17 protein-coding genes are annotated in these 16,665 nt (G+C 70.3%); 8 read left to right on the plus strand and 9 right to left on the minus strand.

Features of this window, described 5'->3' with window-relative positions; translation table 11 throughout:
- Positions 1 to 597 precede the first annotated feature (597 nt).
- Positions 598 to 1,269, plus strand: coding sequence for a DUF461 domain-containing protein (locus ACIOMQ_RS04975; RefSeq protein WP_362206464.1), 672 nt, complete (start codon positions 598 to 600; stop codon positions 1,267 to 1,269).
- Between the two features lie 118 nt (positions 1,270 to 1,387).
- On the opposite strand, the gene ACIOMQ_RS04980 is transcribed toward ACIOMQ_RS04975, so the two are convergent.
- On the minus strand, positions 1,388 to 2,068 hold the full coding sequence (locus tag ACIOMQ_RS04980) for a response regulator transcription factor (protein WP_362206463.1): 681 nt from the start codon (positions 2,066 to 2,068) through the stop codon (positions 1,388 to 1,390).
- Positions 2,065 to 3,339 (minus strand): ATP-binding protein, encoded by a 1,275-nt coding sequence (locus tag ACIOMQ_RS04985; protein ID WP_362206462.1) that lies wholly within the window; start codon positions 3,337 to 3,339, stop codon positions 2,065 to 2,067. The genes ACIOMQ_RS04980 and ACIOMQ_RS04985 overlap by 4 nt, the downstream gene beginning before the upstream one ends.
- 197 nt (positions 3,340 to 3,536) lie before the next feature.
- Here ACIOMQ_RS04985 and phoU point away from each other — a divergent pair, with 197 nt between their 5' ends.
- Both phoU and ACIOMQ_RS04995 read left to right on the plus strand, forming a co-directional pair.
- Positions 3,537 to 4,214: a phosphate signaling complex protein PhoU gene (phoU, locus tag ACIOMQ_RS04990; RefSeq protein ID WP_362206461.1), complete on the plus strand. Its 678-nt coding sequence runs from the start codon at positions 3,537 to 3,539 to the stop codon at positions 4,212 to 4,214.
- A gap of 206 nt (positions 4,215 to 4,420) precedes the next feature.
- A complete protein-coding gene (locus tag ACIOMQ_RS04995; protein ID WP_401262833.1) occupies positions 4,421 to 4,570 on the plus strand; it encodes a hypothetical protein in 150 nt (49 codons plus the stop codon).
- A 342-nt stretch (positions 4,571 to 4,912) separates the two neighbouring features.
- On the opposite strand, the gene ACIOMQ_RS05000 is transcribed toward ACIOMQ_RS04995, so the two are convergent.
- On the minus strand, positions 4,913 to 6,205 hold the full coding sequence (locus ACIOMQ_RS05000; protein ID WP_362206459.1) for an MFS transporter: 1,293 nt from the start codon (positions 6,203 to 6,205) through the stop codon (positions 4,913 to 4,915).
- Between the two features lie 238 nt (positions 6,206 to 6,443).
- On the opposite strand from ACIOMQ_RS05000, the gene ACIOMQ_RS05005 reads away from it, so the two are divergent.
- Complete coding sequence (locus ACIOMQ_RS05005; RefSeq protein ID WP_389792007.1) at positions 6,444 to 7,202, plus strand: phosphoglyceromutase; 759 nt, start codon at positions 6,444 to 6,446, stop codon at positions 7,200 to 7,202.
- A gap of 252 nt (positions 7,203 to 7,454) precedes the next feature.
- Here ACIOMQ_RS05005 and ACIOMQ_RS05010 read toward each other — a convergent pair whose 3' ends face one another.
- Complete coding sequence (locus ACIOMQ_RS05010; protein WP_402187873.1) at positions 7,455 to 8,057, minus strand: hypothetical protein; 603 nt, start codon at positions 8,055 to 8,057, stop codon at positions 7,455 to 7,457.
- 135 nt (positions 8,058 to 8,192) lie between these two features.
- On the opposite strand from ACIOMQ_RS05010, the gene ACIOMQ_RS05015 reads away from it, so the two are divergent.
- A complete protein-coding gene (locus ACIOMQ_RS05015; RefSeq protein ID WP_362206441.1) occupies positions 8,193 to 8,441 on the plus strand; it encodes a hypothetical protein in 249 nt (82 codons plus the stop codon).
- Positions 8,438 to 8,680 (plus strand): hypothetical protein, encoded by a 243-nt coding sequence (locus ACIOMQ_RS05020; RefSeq protein WP_402187876.1) that lies wholly within the window; start codon positions 8,438 to 8,440, stop codon positions 8,678 to 8,680. Before ACIOMQ_RS05015 ends, ACIOMQ_RS05020 begins: the two co-directional genes overlap by 4 nt.
- A gap of 114 nt (positions 8,681 to 8,794) precedes the next feature.
- Here ACIOMQ_RS05020 and ACIOMQ_RS05025 read toward each other — a convergent pair whose 3' ends face one another.
- The 5 genes from ACIOMQ_RS05025 to mshA all read right to left on the minus strand — a co-directional run bounded on the left by ACIOMQ_RS05025 (position 8,795) and on the right by mshA (position 14,243).
- Positions 8,795 to 9,136, minus strand: coding sequence for an SCO0607 family lipoprotein (locus tag ACIOMQ_RS05025; protein WP_402187942.1), 342 nt, complete (start codon positions 9,134 to 9,136; stop codon positions 8,795 to 8,797).
- A gap of 104 nt (positions 9,137 to 9,240) precedes the next feature.
- Positions 9,241 to 10,029 carry a hypothetical protein gene (locus ACIOMQ_RS05030; RefSeq protein WP_362206439.1) on the minus strand — a complete coding sequence of 263 codons (789 nt, stop codon included), beginning with the start codon at positions 10,027 to 10,029 and terminating at the stop codon, positions 9,241 to 9,243.
- Positions 10,030 to 10,382: 353 nt separating this feature from the next.
- Positions 10,383 to 11,999, minus strand: coding sequence for a glycosyl hydrolase family 28-related protein (locus ACIOMQ_RS05035; protein WP_402187944.1), 1,617 nt, complete (start codon positions 11,997 to 11,999; stop codon positions 10,383 to 10,385).
- A gap of 380 nt (positions 12,000 to 12,379) precedes the next feature.
- Positions 12,380 to 12,898 carry a YbjN domain-containing protein gene (locus ACIOMQ_RS05040; RefSeq protein WP_362206437.1) on the minus strand — a complete coding sequence of 173 codons (519 nt, stop codon included), beginning with the start codon at positions 12,896 to 12,898 and terminating at the stop codon, positions 12,380 to 12,382.
- On the minus strand, positions 12,891 to 14,243 hold the full coding sequence (gene mshA / locus ACIOMQ_RS05045; protein WP_362206436.1) for a D-inositol-3-phosphate glycosyltransferase: 1,353 nt from the start codon (positions 14,241 to 14,243) through the stop codon (positions 12,891 to 12,893). Before mshA ends, ACIOMQ_RS05040 begins: the two co-directional genes overlap by 8 nt.
- A 194-nt stretch (positions 14,244 to 14,437) precedes the next feature.
- Here mshA and ACIOMQ_RS05050 point away from each other — a divergent pair, with 194 nt between their 5' ends.
- A complete protein-coding gene (locus tag ACIOMQ_RS05050; protein WP_362206435.1) occupies positions 14,438 to 15,229 on the plus strand; it encodes a class I SAM-dependent methyltransferase in 792 nt (263 codons plus the stop codon).
- A 293-nt stretch (positions 15,230 to 15,522) separates the two neighbouring features.
- Complete coding sequence (locus ACIOMQ_RS05055; protein ID WP_362206434.1) at positions 15,523 to 16,605, plus strand: NlpC/P60 family protein; 1,083 nt, start codon at positions 15,523 to 15,525, stop codon at positions 16,603 to 16,605.
- Positions 16,606 to 16,665: the final 60 nt, after the last annotated feature.

Consider the following 16,665-nt stretch of genomic DNA (forward strand, 5'->3'; position numbering starts at 1 on the left):
TAACACGAGAACAGCTTCTCCTGAATGGCGTTTTCGCAGGTCAGGGCATATCTCGGGGCTTGACAACAGCAACACGTACGTGCTGCGGAAGGCTCACGGGAGACGGTATTCGCAGGTCGGAGCGGCTGTGCGGGCGAGGTGAAACGCGGACGTTACACCCATCCGAACCCCCCTCTGAAGTGACTGAACGTCCCGTTTTGCCTGGTTCCGGATGATGAACTTTACGTACTCCGTTCGGAGATCGATCACCCGTGCGGGCGTAAGTGTGGTTGATCAATGGATATTGATCAGTGCCCCGATGCGATCGGATATACGAGCGGAATGCGCCACGCTCCATGAATTGATCACCGGCGATATGTGAACGGTGCGTGTCGACCGGATTCGGTGATGCACCGGCCCCCGAACCCCTGCCCGGAGCGGCCCGGAACGGCGCCCGCCCCGGAAGCGCCGCGGCACGAAGGAACGCCAAGGGGCGGGTCGGGTGCGGGGCGGGAGGGGCGGCTCGGTAGCCTAAGGCCGCTGACACACCCTTAGGGCGGCTTTAAGTCGCTCGCCCCTCCCGTCCGCAGTCCGAACGTTCAAGGAGTTGCCGCCGCCGTGAGCCGCAGCCTTCGACACGGCGCTCTCGCCGCCACAGCCATCGTGTTCTCGATCGCCTCGCTCGCCGCGTGCGGTGCGGGCAATGACGCAGCGACACTCAAGGTCAGGCCGGACACTGCTGCCACCACCTCCGGTGACATCAGCATCCAGAACGCGAACGTCGTCACCCAGCCCGAACGTGACGCCGAGGGCCCGGCCGTCGTCAGCGCGACGCTGTTCAACAACGGCACCAAGCCGCAGACCCTGGACGCCCTCACCCTGCCGGGTACGAGCGCCGCGGTGCAGCTGCACGCCGCCAAGGGCAAGGGGCCCATCGTGGTCCCGGCCGGCGGCAGGGTGGTTCTCGGCGGCAAGGGCAATGCCTCCGCCGTGATCGAGAACGGCCGTGAGGCCGCGCAGGCGGGCAATGTGCAGCCCGTCGTCTTCAAGTTCAGCTCCACCGGGGAGATCTCCCTGGGCGCGTTCGTCGTTCCGGCGACCAGCTACTTCGAGGGCTTCGGTCCGAGCTCGCTGCCGGTGGCGCCGTCGAAGTCGTCCGCGACGCCCTCCGGTTCCACCTCCGCGAACCCGGGAGCGCCCGGCGAGTCCGGCTCCGGGTCCGACTCCGAGTCCACGGACGACGCGGTCCTCCCGAGCGACGCCGCGTCCGCCTCGACGCAGACCGACTGACCGGCTGACCGGCTGACCGGCTGACCGACTGACCGTACGCGCATACGCGGGTACGTGAACGGCGGAGGGCGCCCTCCCTTTCGGGGGGGGCGCCCTCCGCCGTCGCGTACGGGCCGGTCTACGGCTCGAACTTGTACCCCAGGCCCCGCACCGTCACCAGGAAGCGCGGCGCACCCGGGTCGGGCTCGATCTTGGCGCGCAGGCGCTTGACGTGGACGTCGAGGGTCTTGGTGTCGCCCACGTAGTCCGCGCCCCAGACCCGGTCGATCAGCTGCATGCGGGTCAGGACCCGGCCCGCGTTGCGCAGCAGCATCTCCAGCAGGTCGAACTCCTTGAGTGGGAGGTCGACCTTGCCGCCGGAGACCGTGACGACGTGGCGGTCCACGTCCATCCGGACCGGGCCCGCCTCCAGGGCGGCCGGTGTGACCTCCTCCGGCTCACCGCGGCGGCGCAGCACCGCGCGGATGCGGGCCACGAGCTCCCGCGAGGAGAACGGCTTGGTGACGTAGTCGTCGGCTCCTATTTCCAGGCCGACGACCTTGTCGATCTCGCTGTCCTTGGCCGTGACCATGATCACGGGGACGCTGGACCTGCTGCGCAGTTGCCGGCAGACCTCCGTACCGGGCAGACCCGGCAGCATCAGGTCGAGCAGCACGAGGTCGGCGCCGTTGCGCTCGAACTCGTCGAGCCCGTCCGGGCCCGTCGCCGCGATGGCGACTTCGAAACCCTCCTTGCGGAGCATGTACGACAGGGCGTCGCTGAAGGATTCCTCATCCTCGACGACGAGCACTCGGGTCACGGAAGGACCTCCGGGGCAGGGAATGGTTCAAGGGTGTCGGGGTGAGCGGGTCCGCAGGGGCCCTCGTCGCCATTGACGATGAGCGGTCCGCCCGAGCTGCGGTCCCGTTCCCGTACGGAGCCCGCTTCGGGCAGCCGCAGGGTGAAGGTGGAGCCCTGGCCCTCCGAGCTCCAGACCGTGACCTCCCCGCCGTGCGAGGCGGCCACGTGTTTGACGATGGCGAGGCCGAGGCCGGTGCCACCGGTGGCCCGTGAGCGGGCCGGGTCGACGCGGTAGAAGCGTTCGAAGACCCGCTCGCGGTCCTTCTCCGAGATGCCGATGCCCTGGTCGGTCACGGCTATCTCGATCTGGTCCCCGCCGGGTACGGACAGCCGCCTGGCGGCGATGCCCACTCGGGTACGGGCGGGGCTGTAGTTGACGGCGTTCTCGACGAGGTTGCCGAGCGCCGCGGCGAGCTGGCCGCGGTTGCCCCAGATACGGAGCTCCGCGGTGCCGCCCGCCGCCATGGTGATCTGCTTCGAGCCGGCCTGCTGGCGGCAGCGGTCGATGGCCTCGGCCACCAGTTCGTCCACCCGGACCGGTTCGGCATCCTCCAGCGGGTCGTCGTTCTGCACCCGGGAGAGGTCGATGATCTCCTGTACGAGGTTGGTCAGCCTGGTCGCCTCGATCTGCATCCGCCCGGCGAACCGCTCCACCGCCTCCGGGTCGTCGGAGGCGTCCGTCACGGCCTCGGAGAGCAGCGAGAGCGCGCCGACCGGGGTCTTGAGCTCGTGGCTGACATTGGCGACGAAGTCGCGCCGTACCGCTTCGATACGGCGGGCCTCGGTGAGGTCCTCGACCAGCAGGAGCACCAGCCGGGAGCCCAGCGGGGCCACCCGGGCGGAGACCGCCAGGGCCTCGCCGCGGCCCGTACCGCGCCGGGGAAGGTCCAGTTCGACCTGCCGTATCTCGCCGTCGCGGCGGGTGTCCCTGGCCATGTTCAGCATCGCTTCGACGGCGAGCCGCCCACCCCTGACCAGTCCCAGCGCATAGGCGGCGGAGCTGGCCTTGACCACGCTGTCGCTCTCGTCGAGCACGACCGCGGAGGAGCTGAGCACGGAAAGGACCGTGTCCACGCCCGGGGGGAGGGGGGCATTGCTGTCGGGCCGCAGGGAGGTGCGCGTCGGCTTCTTCTGGTCGCGCTCGCTCCAGCGGAACGCAAGCATGGCGATCACACCGGTACACGCACCGCCGATCGCCGCAGCTGCGGCGACTGCCGCGTTCACGTCCATACGTCAAGGTTATGCGGGTCCGGGAGGACTCTCCCAGCCATCCGAGTGCGTATCCGAACACTCGTCGCCCAGAGTTCACCCAGGAGCAAGGGTTGATTCACTTGCGCGGCCGGAAGTCGACGCGTACGCCCCCCAGGGTGGCAGCGTGGGGTTCACACCTGGCCCCGGCCTACACAGAGGACTGGAGAGGGACTTCCATGCGTGACGCCTATCACGAGGAACTCGACTCGATCGGCGAGGGACTGGTCGAGATGGCCCGGCTCGTCGGGTCGGCGATCGGCCGGGCGACGACGTCCATGCTCGATGCCGATCTCAAGCTCGCGGAGAGCGTGATCGCCGCGGACCAGAAGGTCGACGACCTCCAGCACGACCTGGAGGCGCGGGCCATCGCCCTGCTCGCGCGCCAGCAGCCGGTGGCGACGGATCTGCGGATCGTGGTCACCTCGCTGCGGATGAGCGCCGACCTGGAGCGCTCGGGGGACCTCGCCCAGCATGTCGCCAAGCTGGCCCGGCTGCGGTTCCCGGCATCGGCGGTGCCGCACGACCTGCACGCCACCATTCTGGAGATGGGGCAGCTGGCGCAGCGCCTCATGGCCAAGGCGGCCGAGGTGATCATCACCAAGGACGTCGACCTGGCACTTCAGCTGGAGCAGGACGACGACGAGATGGACCTGCTGCACCGCACGCTGTTCCAGCACCTGATGGACGACCGCTGGAAGCACGGCATCGAGACGGCCGTCGATGTGACGCTGCTCGGCCGCTACTACGAGCGCTTCGCCGACCACGCGGTGTCGGTCGCCAAGCGCGTGGTCTACCTGGTGACGGGTGAGCACGCCGACGAGATCCAGCAGCAGACGGCGGTGGAGGGCGCGTAGCCGCGGGCACGGACCGAGCGGCGGTGGGGGTATTGGGCGTACGCGGTCGCATTCGGTCGCACATGTGTCTCTGCACGTGTGCGCCGTTGATGCGCCCGCCGGGGTGGGGATGCAATGGGGTGGGGCGGCACGCCTTGGCCGTACGCCCCGGTCGTACGCGCGTCGCCGTGGCGTACGGCCCTGTCGTACGCCTTGAAGGAGGAACCATGGCCGATTCCCCCACGACCGAACCCCAGCAGGAGGCACCCGCCGACGTGGTGCACCTGCCCCTGCTCGGCGCCTGCGGATGTGGCTCGGGCTGCGGATGCGGCTGCCAGTCCGGGGCCCCGTGCCAGTGCGGCGGCTGCTGCGGCTGACAGGCCGCCGCGGAAGCCGAAGGGCGCCCCGCCCGGAGCAGGCCGTTCGCTGCTCCGGGCGGGGCGCCGTCGTGTGCGGACGCGGTGGGGCGAGCCGGCTCCTGTGGGTGGTGTCGCGACAACGTGACACCTGCCGGGCCAAGTGTCACGCTCCCCGGCGACCATCCATCCCACACCCGGACGACGACGATCGAGCCACCCGACCCACCCTGCCCCGCGGCGCGGGCACCACCGACTGAAGACGAGCCCGCTCCCACAAGTGACCTCGCAGCAACGTGACACCCCCCACGCCAAATGTCACGCTCCCCGACAACCACCCACCCCACACCCGAGCCACGACGATCAAGCCACCGTGTCCACCGTGTCCTGCGGCACGGACGCTTCCGCCTCGGACACCGGCACCGCCGCCCCCACCGTCTCCTCCGCCGCCGGAAGCGCCCGCATCAGCAGCCAGTAGCCGAGCGCGGCCGCCGTCCCCAGAACCGCACACGTTCCCCACAGCCATTCCGCACCGAAGCGGTCGATCACCACACCCGACATCAGCGGCGCGATCAGCGCGGCGGCGGACCACGACATCGTGTACATGCCCTGATAGCGACCGCGGCCCCGGACCGGCGAGAGCCGGACCACCAGACTGCTCTGGATCGGCGAGTTGACGATCTCGGCGACCGTCCAGACGCAGATGGTCAGCGCGTACACGGCGACGGATCCGGCGAAGGCCGTGAGTCCGAATCCGTACCCCGCCAGCAACGACGACACGATGAGCAGCCGCCGCGGATCGCGATGCTGGATGAAGCGGGTGACCGGGATCTGGAGCACCACGATCAGTACACCGTTGACGGCGATGGCGGTGCCGAAGTCGGAGCTGGAGAACCCGTCCGCCCCCATGGCCACCGGCAGCCCCACGTACCCCTGCTGGAAGATCAGCGCGATCACGAAGGACAGCCCGACGACGCTCATGAACCGCCCGTCGCGCAGCACGGTGGAGAGCCGGACCTCGTCCGGTCCCCCGACCGCGCGGCCGGACACCGCCGGCTTCTCGGGCCGCGACTCGGGCACCTTCATGAAGACGACGAAGGCGCAGACCAGCGTCATCGCGGCCTCGCCGAGGAACCCGGCGAGATAGCTGTACTCGGCGACGAATCCGGCCCCGGCCGAGGAGACGGCGAAGCCGAGATTGATCGCCCAGTAGTTGAGCGAGAAGGCCCGCACCCGGTCCTCGGGCCTGACAATATCCGCCATCATGGCCTGCACGGCGGGCCGCGAGGCGTTGCTGGCCATGCCGACGACGAAGGCGACGGCCGCGATCGCCACCGGGTGGACCATGAAACCGAGGACGGCCACGGACACGGCGGTCGAGGTCTGCGCGATGAGCATGGTGGGCCGCCGCCCCAGCCGGTCGGTCATCACCCCCGCCCCGAGCGAGGAGACGACCCCGCCGAGCCCGTGCAGCGCCGCGACCAGACCGGCGTACGAGGCGGAGTAGCCCCGGTCCAGGGTCAGGTAGAGCGCCATGAAGGTGGCGACGAACGCACCGAGGCGGTTGACCAGCGTGCTGGTCCACAGCCACCAGAACTCCCTGGGGAGACCGGACACGGATTCACGTGCGGCCCGTCTGAGCCCGGCGACAGACATGCGGAATCCCCCCAGGGAAGTACGGAACGGACACCATCGGTAAGAGGTCCGATGGCCATCCGAACATTACGAATCCCGGTTTCCGAACCGCCAGTCAATTGACGCCGACCGTCAATCGTCCCGCTCCCCGGCTCCCCACGCACCCTCACACTCCCCTGCTGTTCCCCTACTGTCCCCCACCTGTCCGCCCTGTGACCGGCCGCGCAGCGCCCGTACGCCGTCGATTACGCTCGGACCCATGGCCGACGCACCGTACAAGCTGATCCTCCTCCGCCACGGCGAGAGCGAATGGAACGCGAAGAACCTGTTCACCGGATGGGTGGACGTCAACCTCACGGAGAAGGGCGAGAAGGAGGCAGTCCGCGGCGGTGAGCTGCTCAAGGACGCCGGCCTGCTCCCCGACGTCCTGCACACCTCCCTCCAGAAGCGCGCCATCCGCACCGCGCAGCTCGCGCTGGAATCCGCGGACCGCCACTGGATCCCCGTCCACCGTTCCTGGCGGCTGAACGAGCGCCACTACGGCGCCCTGCAGGGCAAGGACAAGGCGCAGACGCTCGCCGAATTCGGCGAGGAGCAGTTCATGCTCTGGCGCCGCTCGTACGACACCCCGCCGCCCGCCCTGGAGGACGGCACCGAGTTCTCGCAGAGCGACGACCCGCGCTACGCGACGATCCCGCCGGAGCTGCGTCCGCGCACCGAGTGCCTCAAGGACGTCGTCGTCCGCATGCTGCCGTACTGGTACGACGGCATCGTCCCGGACCTCCTGGCCGGCCGCACGGTCCTGGTCGCCGCCCACGGCAACAGCCTCCGCGCCCTGGTCAAGCACCTCGACGGCATCTCCGACGCCGACATCGCGGGCCTGAACATCCCGACCGGCATCCCGCTCGCCTACGAGCTGGACGCCGACTTCCGCCCGATCAAGCCGGGCGGCACGTACCTCGACCCGGACGCGGCGAAGGCCGCCATCGAGGCCGTGAAGAACCAGGGCAAGAAGTAGTCCCCACAGTCGGACAAGCCCCCGTCTGCGGTTCACCGCAGACGGGGGCTTGCCGTTGCATGCGGGCGCCCGCAGGTCGTCAGCCTGGCGCGGCCGGGCAGGGAAACGGACGGGCGGAAACGGACGGGGTCGGGTGCCTCTGCGGTTTGCGAGCATGGCGTGGACGACGGCTTCTCGCACGGAGAGCACGGCCAGTACGCCGTGGCGTCGAGGCCGCCTCCTGTCGGATCGTGCGGCCCCAGTTCCGCGGCGTCATTCCGGGCCCAACGCCCGCCCGATGCGCGCCGCGAGCGTGTCCCACGGCCGGCAGGCGACCACCGGCAGCGCGTGCGGGCGGGCCTGGTCGCCGAGCCATCGCGAGTACGCCACGCTGACCCGCGCCCGATGCCGCTGCACACCGCTCCCGGGCTCCCGGGAGGCGTAGTTGGCGGTGATCCGCTCCGGGTCCTCCTCGTGCAGGAACACCGCCCGCACGCGGCGGCCCGATGCCGAGCCCTCGTTGATCGCCGCTACGGCGGCGGCCGGGGTGAGGTAGTCGCCCTCGATCACGGCAGGTACATCGACGGTCAGGCGGTTGCGTACGACGCCGAGCACCGCGGGTTCCAACGCGCGGGCGGTGGCGATCTGAAGGTTCAGTACTTGCTCGACCGCGAGCTGCGCGGTGTCGGGGATGTCGTCGAAGTGGTGGACGGCGGGGTGGTGTTCGGCCGTGGTCATGGCCTCGACGGCACTGACCACATCGTCGAACTCGACCACGAACCCCTGTGCGTCAGCGGCCAGTTGGAGGGCCACCCGGCTCTTGCCGACACCGGACGCTCCACCGAGCAGCAGTATGTCCCATGATGTTCCAGTCACGGTGGAAACGTATCGCGTGGGCTCCGCGTCCGCCTCCGGCCCTGGCGCTACGGTGGCCCAAGTACCGGCCCGTACACGGGCGGAGCCGATCGGGCGGGCCGTGCGGAGAGAGCAAGGAGAGCGGGGAGAGCAATCATGGGCGAGCCCCTGAAGACCTTCGTCGGCGGCGCCGAAGTCGACGTGCCCAACAGCATTCCGGACATCCGGGCAACCCTGCCCGAGGAGAGACGCGAGGAGTTCGACCGCGCCATCAACGGCGCCGGTGTGGACCAGATCCAGGCGGTCATGCGGCACTGGATGCTGGAGGCCGTACCCGATCCGGAGGCCGAGAAAATCCTGGACCGGCTGGCGCAGGACGAGGCCGAGAGGCGGAGCGTCGCTTGAGCTTCCGCATCTCCTACGCCCCGCCCGCCGACGACACCCTGGCCAAGATGCGTGACGGTGAACCCTTCCGCGACGAGATGGCTCGCACCCTGGGCCTCGACCCGTACGGACACGGGTCGTCGGCCGTCAAGAGCGAGCGCGACCGCCGCGAGGCGACGGTCGCCGGGGCGATCGTCCTCTATTACATCTCCGGTTCGGTCCTCACCGTCACCGTGGTGAGACTCGTCCCGCTGCCCTGAACCCGTCTCGTTCAAACGAGCGGGCGGGCGGCGTCCCGGCGGGGCACTTCGTGGCGGTCGGCCCGGCCGTTTCGCGCCGGGCAGGTGCGCCGGCCGCCCACGGGCGGGACCGGCTCACTGCCCGGAGTCCGCCGGAACCTCGGTGATCCTGCCGCTCTCATCCACGGTGTGGGTCTCCCAGTACGTGTCCCACTTGTCGCCCACGTGCTGGGGAACCTTGCCCTCCGGGTAGCGGACGTATCCCTTCGGCGGATCCTCGTCGTTGGGCACGCACGCCGATCCGGTGCTCCCGATGGTCATGACGGGATATTCGCCGCCGCCGCAACTCGCGTCCTGGAGCGAGCATCCCGCGGTCAGCATCGCCGCGGTCACGGAGGCCAGGGCGACACCCACCGCGAACCGGCCCGCGCGGCGCTCGCTGTCGTTCGCGGATGTCACACGGCCGCGTCGGTCCATTCCGTGCACAGGTGCCTCCCTCGGGGCGGTTGGTAGGTCCAGCCTGCCCGGAGAGCGGGACATCGATCGTGAGTACGCATACTCACTCGGGTCCGTACGGGCCCCTACGCCAGTTTCGCGGCCTGCGCCTCGACCACCGCGGTCGGCAGCTCGAAGTCGCCGCCCCCGCCCATCGCGGCCAGGTTCATCGAAGAGAACGAGGCGAACGAGGGGCCCTGGCGCATGGCCACGAGCTTGAACTGGATCTTCTCCCCGTCCTGTTCCACCTGCACCGTCCAGGCGGCCGCGTCCTCCCCGCCCTTGATGCGCTCCTCGGTGATCTTGCTGACCTTCTGCTTCTCGCCGGCCGCCGTGAAGTCGAACCCACCCGCGCATTCGGTGGCCGCGGTACGCAGCGAGGCGACCGACTCCTCCGCACCCTTGCCGTCGTAGGAGCCGAGGGCCAACTGCGTCGTCGTGATGTCGAACGCCGCCTTGAACGCCTCTTCGGCATCCGCGTCGTCCTGCTTGTCCATGCTGCCCTTCTTGGGCTCACTGACGACGGTCCGCTTGGTGAACGCGCCGGGCTCACCGACCTGCGCGCCCATCAGCGCGTCGGCGAGCGGGGCGCAGACCTTCTTCTCGACCTTGATGTCGTCGACGGAGATCACGTCCTTGGCCGCGGCCTCGGAAACCTTGTGCCCCTTGACGTCGCCCTGGGCCAGCGCGACCTTCTCCAGCTCGGCGGCGGTCAGCGCCTTGGCCGCCGGCTTCGCGGCCGCGGACTCCTTGCCCTTGGCGTCCGCCCCCTTGCCGTCCGAGCCGGAGTCCGAGCCGCCGCAGCCGGCGGCGAGCAGGGCCAGGGACACCGCGGCGGCGGCAACAGCGGTACGGCGTACGGCGGTGGATCGCATGGGTCCGGTCCGTCTCTCTGAGCTGGGGTCTTCGGTTTTGCACACTCTATGAGCGAGAGTTGGTTTGGTGATCAACAAAGAAGGGCACGCGCCGTGATCGTGACGGCGCCGTGATCATCCCGTGAAGGCACCGCTCTCCCTCGCAAGCCCTCCCAGATACCGACACCAAGGGGTATTTCCGCCCATACGGAGGGATGGGACGGGGGGATGGGACAACTGCGGGTGCTCTCCGCGCTGTTGGCGTACGACGGAGGGCCGCATCGCCGCATCCCCCTCGCCGCATCCCCCTCACCGGAGACACGTTCGGCGCCGCGGGCGAGGGACCGAATACCGACCCGCGGCACCCACCCGGCTCAGAGACGGACGGCGCGCTGGGCGTCGTGGAGGTTGGGCGGCCACACCGCTCCGGGTGATCCGTACGCCTCCAGCCTGGTGTGCAGGTCACCGGTGAAGTCGGGGACGTCGATCTGGTCGAACTCCGTCACCTCGCTGACGCCGACGGTCGCGCTGTACGGGGCGAGCCCGTCGATCCTCATCAGGCCGGCCCGGCCGTTGGTGACCCGGATGTTCCAGTGCGTGAAGCGGGCACCGAAGAGCGGGCCCGCGCTCGCGTCGCCACCGTGCCGGCCGTTGTTGTCGACCGTGATGTCGGTACGCACGTTGGCGAACGGCATGCCGCGGTGGGAGTCGAACGTTCCCATCTCCATCACACCGCGCGACCAGACGTTGTAGCTGGACAGCCCCTCGACGTTGATGCCGTGCAGTTGCGTTCCGGCGGGTGCCGGGACGGTGCGCCGCTCGATCGTGAAGTCCTCGACGAGGTTGTCGTGCGAGCCCTCGCGGCAGTAGTAGGGGTGGTGCGAGCCGCGGCCCGCGACCCGTGTACGGCGCAGGGTGCAGGCGGACGCGCCGATCAGTCCGAAGCCGTTGTCGACGTGGCGGACGGTGATGTCGTCGGCCCAGCAGTCGTACGCGCACTGGAACGCGACCCCGTTGTACCCCTTGTCGAGCAGGTGCTGCGACTGCGGGGTCTCGACCGCTTCGAGCGTGAGGCCCTCGACACCGGAGCCCGTGAGCGGAGTGACGAGAGTGGTCAGGCGGGGATTCCACTCGGGGCGGACGTCCAGCGGAAGCGGGCGCTCCAGCGTGACCCTGCGCCCATGTACGGAGGTGACGCGGACCGGCCACTCGTAGGGGACGTACGAGGTCAGCTTGGTCTTGTCGTCCCAGTCGTACGCCTCGGGGCCGGGGCCGCCACCGGCCACGTGCTCCAGGAGCGTGTGGTCGGCGTCGTCGGCGAGACGGAGCAGGACGAGCCCGCCGCGCTTCAGCTTCCGGGGGTCCCGGACGGTGATCACACGGTCCCCCTGCCGGGCGGGTGCGACGGCGGTCAGGGTCCGCCACTCGTCGCGCCGGTTGCCGGTCCAGCCCTCGAAGGGCCACGCCTTCGCCCGGATCGCGTCGGTGAGCGCGGCCCAACGATCCTTCGGGCAGAGCCAGATGAGGCCCCCGGCCCAGGACCAGCTGGACTTGTCGCCGCCGTACCGGCTGCCGTACACACCGATCAGCTCGGTGAGGTTCCTGGTCGCGTACAGCTTGGTGCGCGCGCTGCCCGCACCGCGCACCACCACGTCGCTGTGGCCGATCCGGATGATGCCGTCGATGCGGTACGTGCCCGCCGGGATGAGCACCGTGCCGCCGCCGCGCTCTCCGGCGGCGGCGATGGCACGGTTGATCGCGGGGGCGGCGTCGACGGAATTGTCCGGCTTCGCACCGTAGTGCAGGACGTTGGCGACGAAGCCGCGGCCCGCGCGGTGGCGGGGCAGGTCGGAGCCGCCGCGGTAGCCGGCCCGACCGATGAAGGGGACCTGGGGGTGGGTGAAGGGGGCGGCGGCGAACTCCCGCCAGAGGGCGGTGGCGTGCGGGCCACCGGCCGAGGCCCCGCGGCCCGTGGCGGTTCCCGTGCCCATGGAGGACGCCGCGGCGGTTCCGGTGCTCGCGGCGGGCGCCGTGGCGGTTCCGGTACTCGTCGCGGATGCCGAGCCGCCGCCGAGGGCGCCGGTGGCCGTCGCCGCGACGACGGCCACCGCGCTGCCGAGCAGTCCGCGCCTGCTGATGTTCCCTACGTTCCGCATGTTTTCCCTGGTCGCCATGAACCCGAGCCGCCCTTCATGCATGTGAACGATGTTCATATCTGCGTCGGCGGTGAGCATGCCACGGTGCCCCGGCACGGCGAAAGAGGTCGCGCACCGAAGAAAATGCGGGCAAAAAACGCGGGCCGGGAAAGTTGCAGACAGGGAGAGTCAGGAGGAAGGCCGACCGGTCCGGCCGGTCGAGCCTCGCACGGAGATCAGCCGACCGGGCGCTGGGTCAGATGCGTGAACGCGTCCAGATTCCTGGTGGACTCGCCGCGCGACACCCGCCACTCGTACTCCTTGCGGATCGCGCTCGCGAAACCCAGCTCCAGCAGGGTGTTGAAGGAGTCGTCGGCCGCTTCCAGCACCGCGCCGAGCAGCCGGTCCAGCTCCTGCGGGGTGACCACGGAGAGCGGCAACTTGCCGACCAGGTAGATGTCGCCGAGCCGGTCGATCGCGTAGCTCACGCCGAAGAGGCGGAGGTTGCGCTCCAGCAGCCAGCGGTGGACCGCCGCGTCGTTCTCGTCCGGGTGGCGGACGACGAAGGCGTTGAGGGAGAGCGAGTGCTTGCCGACCCGCAGCGAGCAGGTGGTGGACAGCTTGCGCGTGCCGGGCAGCTGGACGACGTAGCCACCGGGTTCGGGGCTCTCCCATTCGAGCCCGGCGTCCGCCAGGGCCGCCTCGATGACCTGCGCGACCTGCGTCGTCGCCGCCGTACCGGGTGCGTCAGCCATGGTGCGAGCGTACGCGACGGCGGTGTTCGTACATCGCGGCCGTGTACACGTCGGCGGTCGCGGCCGCGGCGGTGTCCCAGCCGAAGCGCTGGGCGTGCGCGGCGGCCGCGGCCCCCATCCGGGCGACCAGTTCCGGCGCATCGGCGAACCGGGCCAGCGCCTGTGCGTACGCCTGCGGGTCGTGCCCGGGTATCAGGAAGCCGCTGACCCCGTCCCGCACCGCCACCGGGAGACCGCCCACGGCCGCCGCGACGACCGGGGTGCCCGACGCCTGGGCCTCGATGGCGACCAGGCCGAAGGATTCGCTGTGCGAGGGCATGACCAGCACGGACGCGGCCCGGAACCAGTCGGCGAGCCGGTCCTGCCCGACCGGCGGCTGGAACCGTACGACATCGGCGATGCCCAGCCGCGCCGCCAGCTTCTGCAGCCCCTCCGGCTTGGCGAGCCCGCTCCCGCTGGGGCCGCCGACGACCGGTACGACCGTCCGGGAGCGCAGCGAGGGATCGCGGTCCAGCAGGGCGGCGACGGCCCGCAGCAGCACGTCCGGGGCCTTCAGCGGCTGGATGCGGCCGGCGAAGAGCGGGACCAGGGCGTCCTTCGGCAGCCCGAGCCGCGCCCGGGCCGCGGCGCGGCCGTCGGCGGGGCGGAAGCGGTCCAGGTTGACCCCGGGGTGGACGACGGCGACGGACCCGGGATCCGCCTCATAGAAGCGGACGAGCTCGTCCGCCTCCTCGGCGGTGTTGGCGATCAGCCGGTCGGCCGCCCTGACGATCTGTGTCTCGCCGATGACGCGGGCGGCGGGCTCGGGGGTGTCGCCCTCCGCGAGCGACGCGTTCTTGACCTTGGCCATGGTGTGCATGGCGTGGACGAGCGGGACGCCCCAGCGCTCGGCGGCGAGCCAGCCGACGTGGCCGGAGAGCCAGTAGTGGGAGTGGACCAGGTCGTAGTAGCCGGGGCGCTGGCCGGCCCACGCCTGCATCACGCCGTGCGTGAAGGCGCAGAGCTGGGCGGGCAGCTCCTCCTTGGCCAGACCCTCGTACGGTCCCGCGTCGACGTGCCGGACCAGGACACCGGGGGCCAGCTCGACCGCCGGGGGCAGCCCACCGGTGGTGGACCGGGTGAAGATCTCGACCTCGATGTTGATCGCGGCGAGACGCCTGGCCAGCTCCACGATGTAGACGTTCATGCCGCCCGCGTCACCCGTGCCCGGCTGGTGCAGCGGTGAGGTGTGCACGGAGAGCATCGCGATACGGCGGGGTTTGCGGTGGCCGCCGGGGAAGGCGGCGGGGAACCTGAGGCGCGGCGCGACGCGGCTGCTGCCGAGCCGGGAGACGTACTGGCTCACGTCGTCCGGTCCTCCTCATTCAGGGCATGACGGCGAAGGGACTCAAGCCCCTTGCAAGGGGCTGCAACAGTGGAATGCCTCCTTTCATTTCCGCTTTACCAAATCATTACGGTGAGGGGGTCGCGCGCCGGGCCGGGCAGCGGGCCGGGCCCCGCACCGCCTCCCGCCCCCGCGGCATCGTTACGCTCGGTGTCATGCGCCCCATCGGCACCGCGACCCGCGGGACCACCAACCCGAACCGGCTCCGCCGCATGGACCGCTGGATCGCCGCCACCCATGGCCCGGCCCTGCGCCGCGCCGACGCCCCCGTCGCCGTCGACCTCGGGTACGGCGCCGCGCCCTGGACGGCCGTCGAGCTGCTCCAGCGCCTGCGCACCGCCGAGCCGCGCACGCAGGTGGCGGGCATCGAGATCGACCCGGAGCGGGTCGCGGCGGCGAAACCGTACGAACGCGAGGGCCTCACCTTCCTGCACGGCGGCTTCGAGATCCCGCTCCCCGTGCGCCCCGACCTCATCAGGGCGGCAAACGTGCTGCGCCAGTACGACGAGGACGAGGTCGCCGCAGTGTGGCAGCGGCTGTGCGGCCGCCTCGCGCCGGGCGGGCTCCTGGTGGAGGGGACGTGCGACGAGATCGGCCGCCGGCACGTATGGGTGGCGCTCGGCCCGGAGGGCCCGCGCACGGTGACGTTCGCGACCCGGCTCGGCTCCCTGGAGCGCCCCTCCGACCTCGCGGAACGCCTGCCCAAGGCACTGATCCACCGCAATGTGCCGGGCGAACCGGTCCACGCCTTCCTGCGGGACTTCGACCGGGCATGGGCCGCGGCCGCCCCGTACGCCTCACTGGGAGCCCGGCAGCGCTGGATCACCGCGGTGCGGTCGCTGTCGGCCGACTGGCCGCTGGCGGACGGGGTACGGCGGTGGCGCCAGGGCGAAGTCACGGTGAAATGGGCCGCCCTCCAGCCCGACCGACAGCCCAACACGCGCTGAACAGGTCCGGCGAACCCCTGTACGAGGAGGCGGGCGGGAACGGGGACGGGGCATCGTTCGTCCAGACGAGGGGAAGCGATTCCCGGGGCGTGGGGAGCGATCCCCGGGGCGTCGGCCGACCCGTGTGACCGTCAGGACAGCAGGAGTGCGCCTCTGTTGCTTTTCGGTACGGCATGGCACGATCTCGTCATCGGCAAAAGTTACTGACGGTAAATCAGATATATCTGATCCATCAGGTCTATCCGATCCATCAAATTCATAGGATTCATCGGATTCATTCGGAGGGGGATCTCGTGAACCGACGTCACTGTGCCGCAGCCGCGATCACTCTGGTCTGCGCACTGACCGTACTCACCGCGCCGGTGCAGGCTTTCGCCGCGCCCGCGCCCCCGCCCCCCTCCGCGTCGCAGCCCGCCTCCGGGTCCGAGGCGGCGAAGCCGAAGAAGACCCTCGAAGAGGTGCGCGAGGAGATCGACGCCCTCTACCGCAAGGCCGGGGCGGCGACCGACGCGTACAACCTCGCCGAGGAGAAGGCCAAGAAGCAGTCCGGCGAGATCGTCAAGCTCGCCCGGGCCATAGTCGAGGGCCAGGCGAAGATCGCCGAGCTCAAGAACCAGGCGGGCGCCCAGGCCCGCGAGCAGTACCGCAGCGGCGGACTGCCGCCCGGCGCCCAGCTGATGCTCAGCGACGACCCGCAGCTGTTCCTGGACGGGGTGAACCGGGTCAGGGAGGGCCAGCAGGCCGCTCAGGGCGTCCTCGGCGAACTGACCAGGACCCAGCAGGACTTGGAGACGTACACCCAGGACGCGAGCACCAACTGGAAGAAGCTCGAAGCCGGCCGCCTCAAGCAGGCCGCGGCCAAGAAGGAGATCAACGCGCAGATCGCCGCGGCGAAGAAGCTGGAATCCCGGCTGAAGAAGGAGGAGCGGGCCCGCCTGCTCGAGCTGGAACAGGAAGCCGAGTACAAACAGCAGACGGCCTGGCTGAGCTCCGGCGCCCTGAAGGACATCAACCGCGAAGCGAGCGCGAGCGGGAAGAAGGCGGTGGCCTTCGCGACCTCGCAGATCGGCAAGCCGTACCGCTGGGGTGCCGAGGGCCCCCGTTCGTACGACTGCTCGGGACTGACGTCACAGGCCTGGGCGGCGGCGGGCCGGCCGATCCCGCGCACCTCGCAGGAGCAGTGGCGGCTGCTGCCGCACATCGCCATCAAGGACATGCGCCCCGGCGACCTGATCATCTACCACAGCGACGCCAGCCACGTGGGCATGTACGTCGGCGACGGCGCGATCGTCCACTCCCCCCGCCCCGGCCGCAACGTCACGCTGGCGGGCGCGGGCTCGATGCAGATCCTCGGAGTCGTACGCCCGGACAAGTAGGGGCGCCTCCCGGGCGGGCGGACCGAACCCGGAGGGGTCGAACCGAGCCCGCCCGGCGAT

It is taken from the genome of Streptomyces sp. NPDC087845, assembly GCF_044742755.1.
Taxonomy (GTDB): domain Bacteria; phylum Actinomycetota; class Actinomycetes; order Streptomycetales; family Streptomycetaceae; genus Streptomyces.

Excerpts from the sequence above, each read along its gene's own strand:
- ACIOMQ_RS04985 (WP_362206462.1), bottom strand. The coding sequence starts at position 3,339 with ATGGACGTGAACGCGGCAGTCGCCGCAGCTGCGGCGATCGGCGGTGCG.
- phoU (WP_362206461.1), top strand. The coding sequence starts at position 3,537 with ATGCGTGACGCCTATCACGAGGAACTCGACTCGATCGGCGAGGGACTG.
- ACIOMQ_RS04995 (WP_401262833.1), top strand. The coding sequence starts at position 4,421 with ATGGCCGATTCCCCCACGACCGAACCCCAGCAGGAGGCACCCGCCGAC.
- ACIOMQ_RS05000 (WP_362206459.1), bottom strand. The coding sequence starts at position 6,205 with ATGTCTGTCGCCGGGCTCAGACGGGCCGCACGTGAATCCGTGTCCGGT.
- ACIOMQ_RS05005 (WP_389792007.1), top strand. The coding sequence starts at position 6,444 with ATGGCCGACGCACCGTACAAGCTGATCCTCCTCCGCCACGGCGAGAGC.
- ACIOMQ_RS05015 (WP_362206441.1), top strand. The coding sequence starts at position 8,193 with ATGGGCGAGCCCCTGAAGACCTTCGTCGGCGGCGCCGAAGTCGACGTG.
- ACIOMQ_RS05025 (WP_402187942.1), bottom strand. The coding sequence starts at position 9,136 with ATGGACCGACGCGGCCGTGTGACATCCGCGAACGACAGCGAGCGCCGC.
- ACIOMQ_RS05030 (WP_362206439.1), bottom strand. The coding sequence starts at position 10,029 with ATGCGATCCACCGCCGTACGCCGTACCGCTGTTGCCGCCGCCGCGGTG.
- ACIOMQ_RS05035 (WP_402187944.1), bottom strand. The coding sequence starts at position 11,999 with ATGGGCACGGGAACCGCCACGGGCCGCGGGGCCTCGGCCGGTGGCCCG.
- ACIOMQ_RS05040 (WP_362206437.1), bottom strand. The coding sequence starts at position 12,898 with ATGGCTGACGCACCCGGTACGGCGGCGACGACGCAGGTCGCGCAGGTC.
- ACIOMQ_RS05050 (WP_362206435.1), top strand. The coding sequence starts at position 14,438 with ATGCGCCCCATCGGCACCGCGACCCGCGGGACCACCAACCCGAACCGG.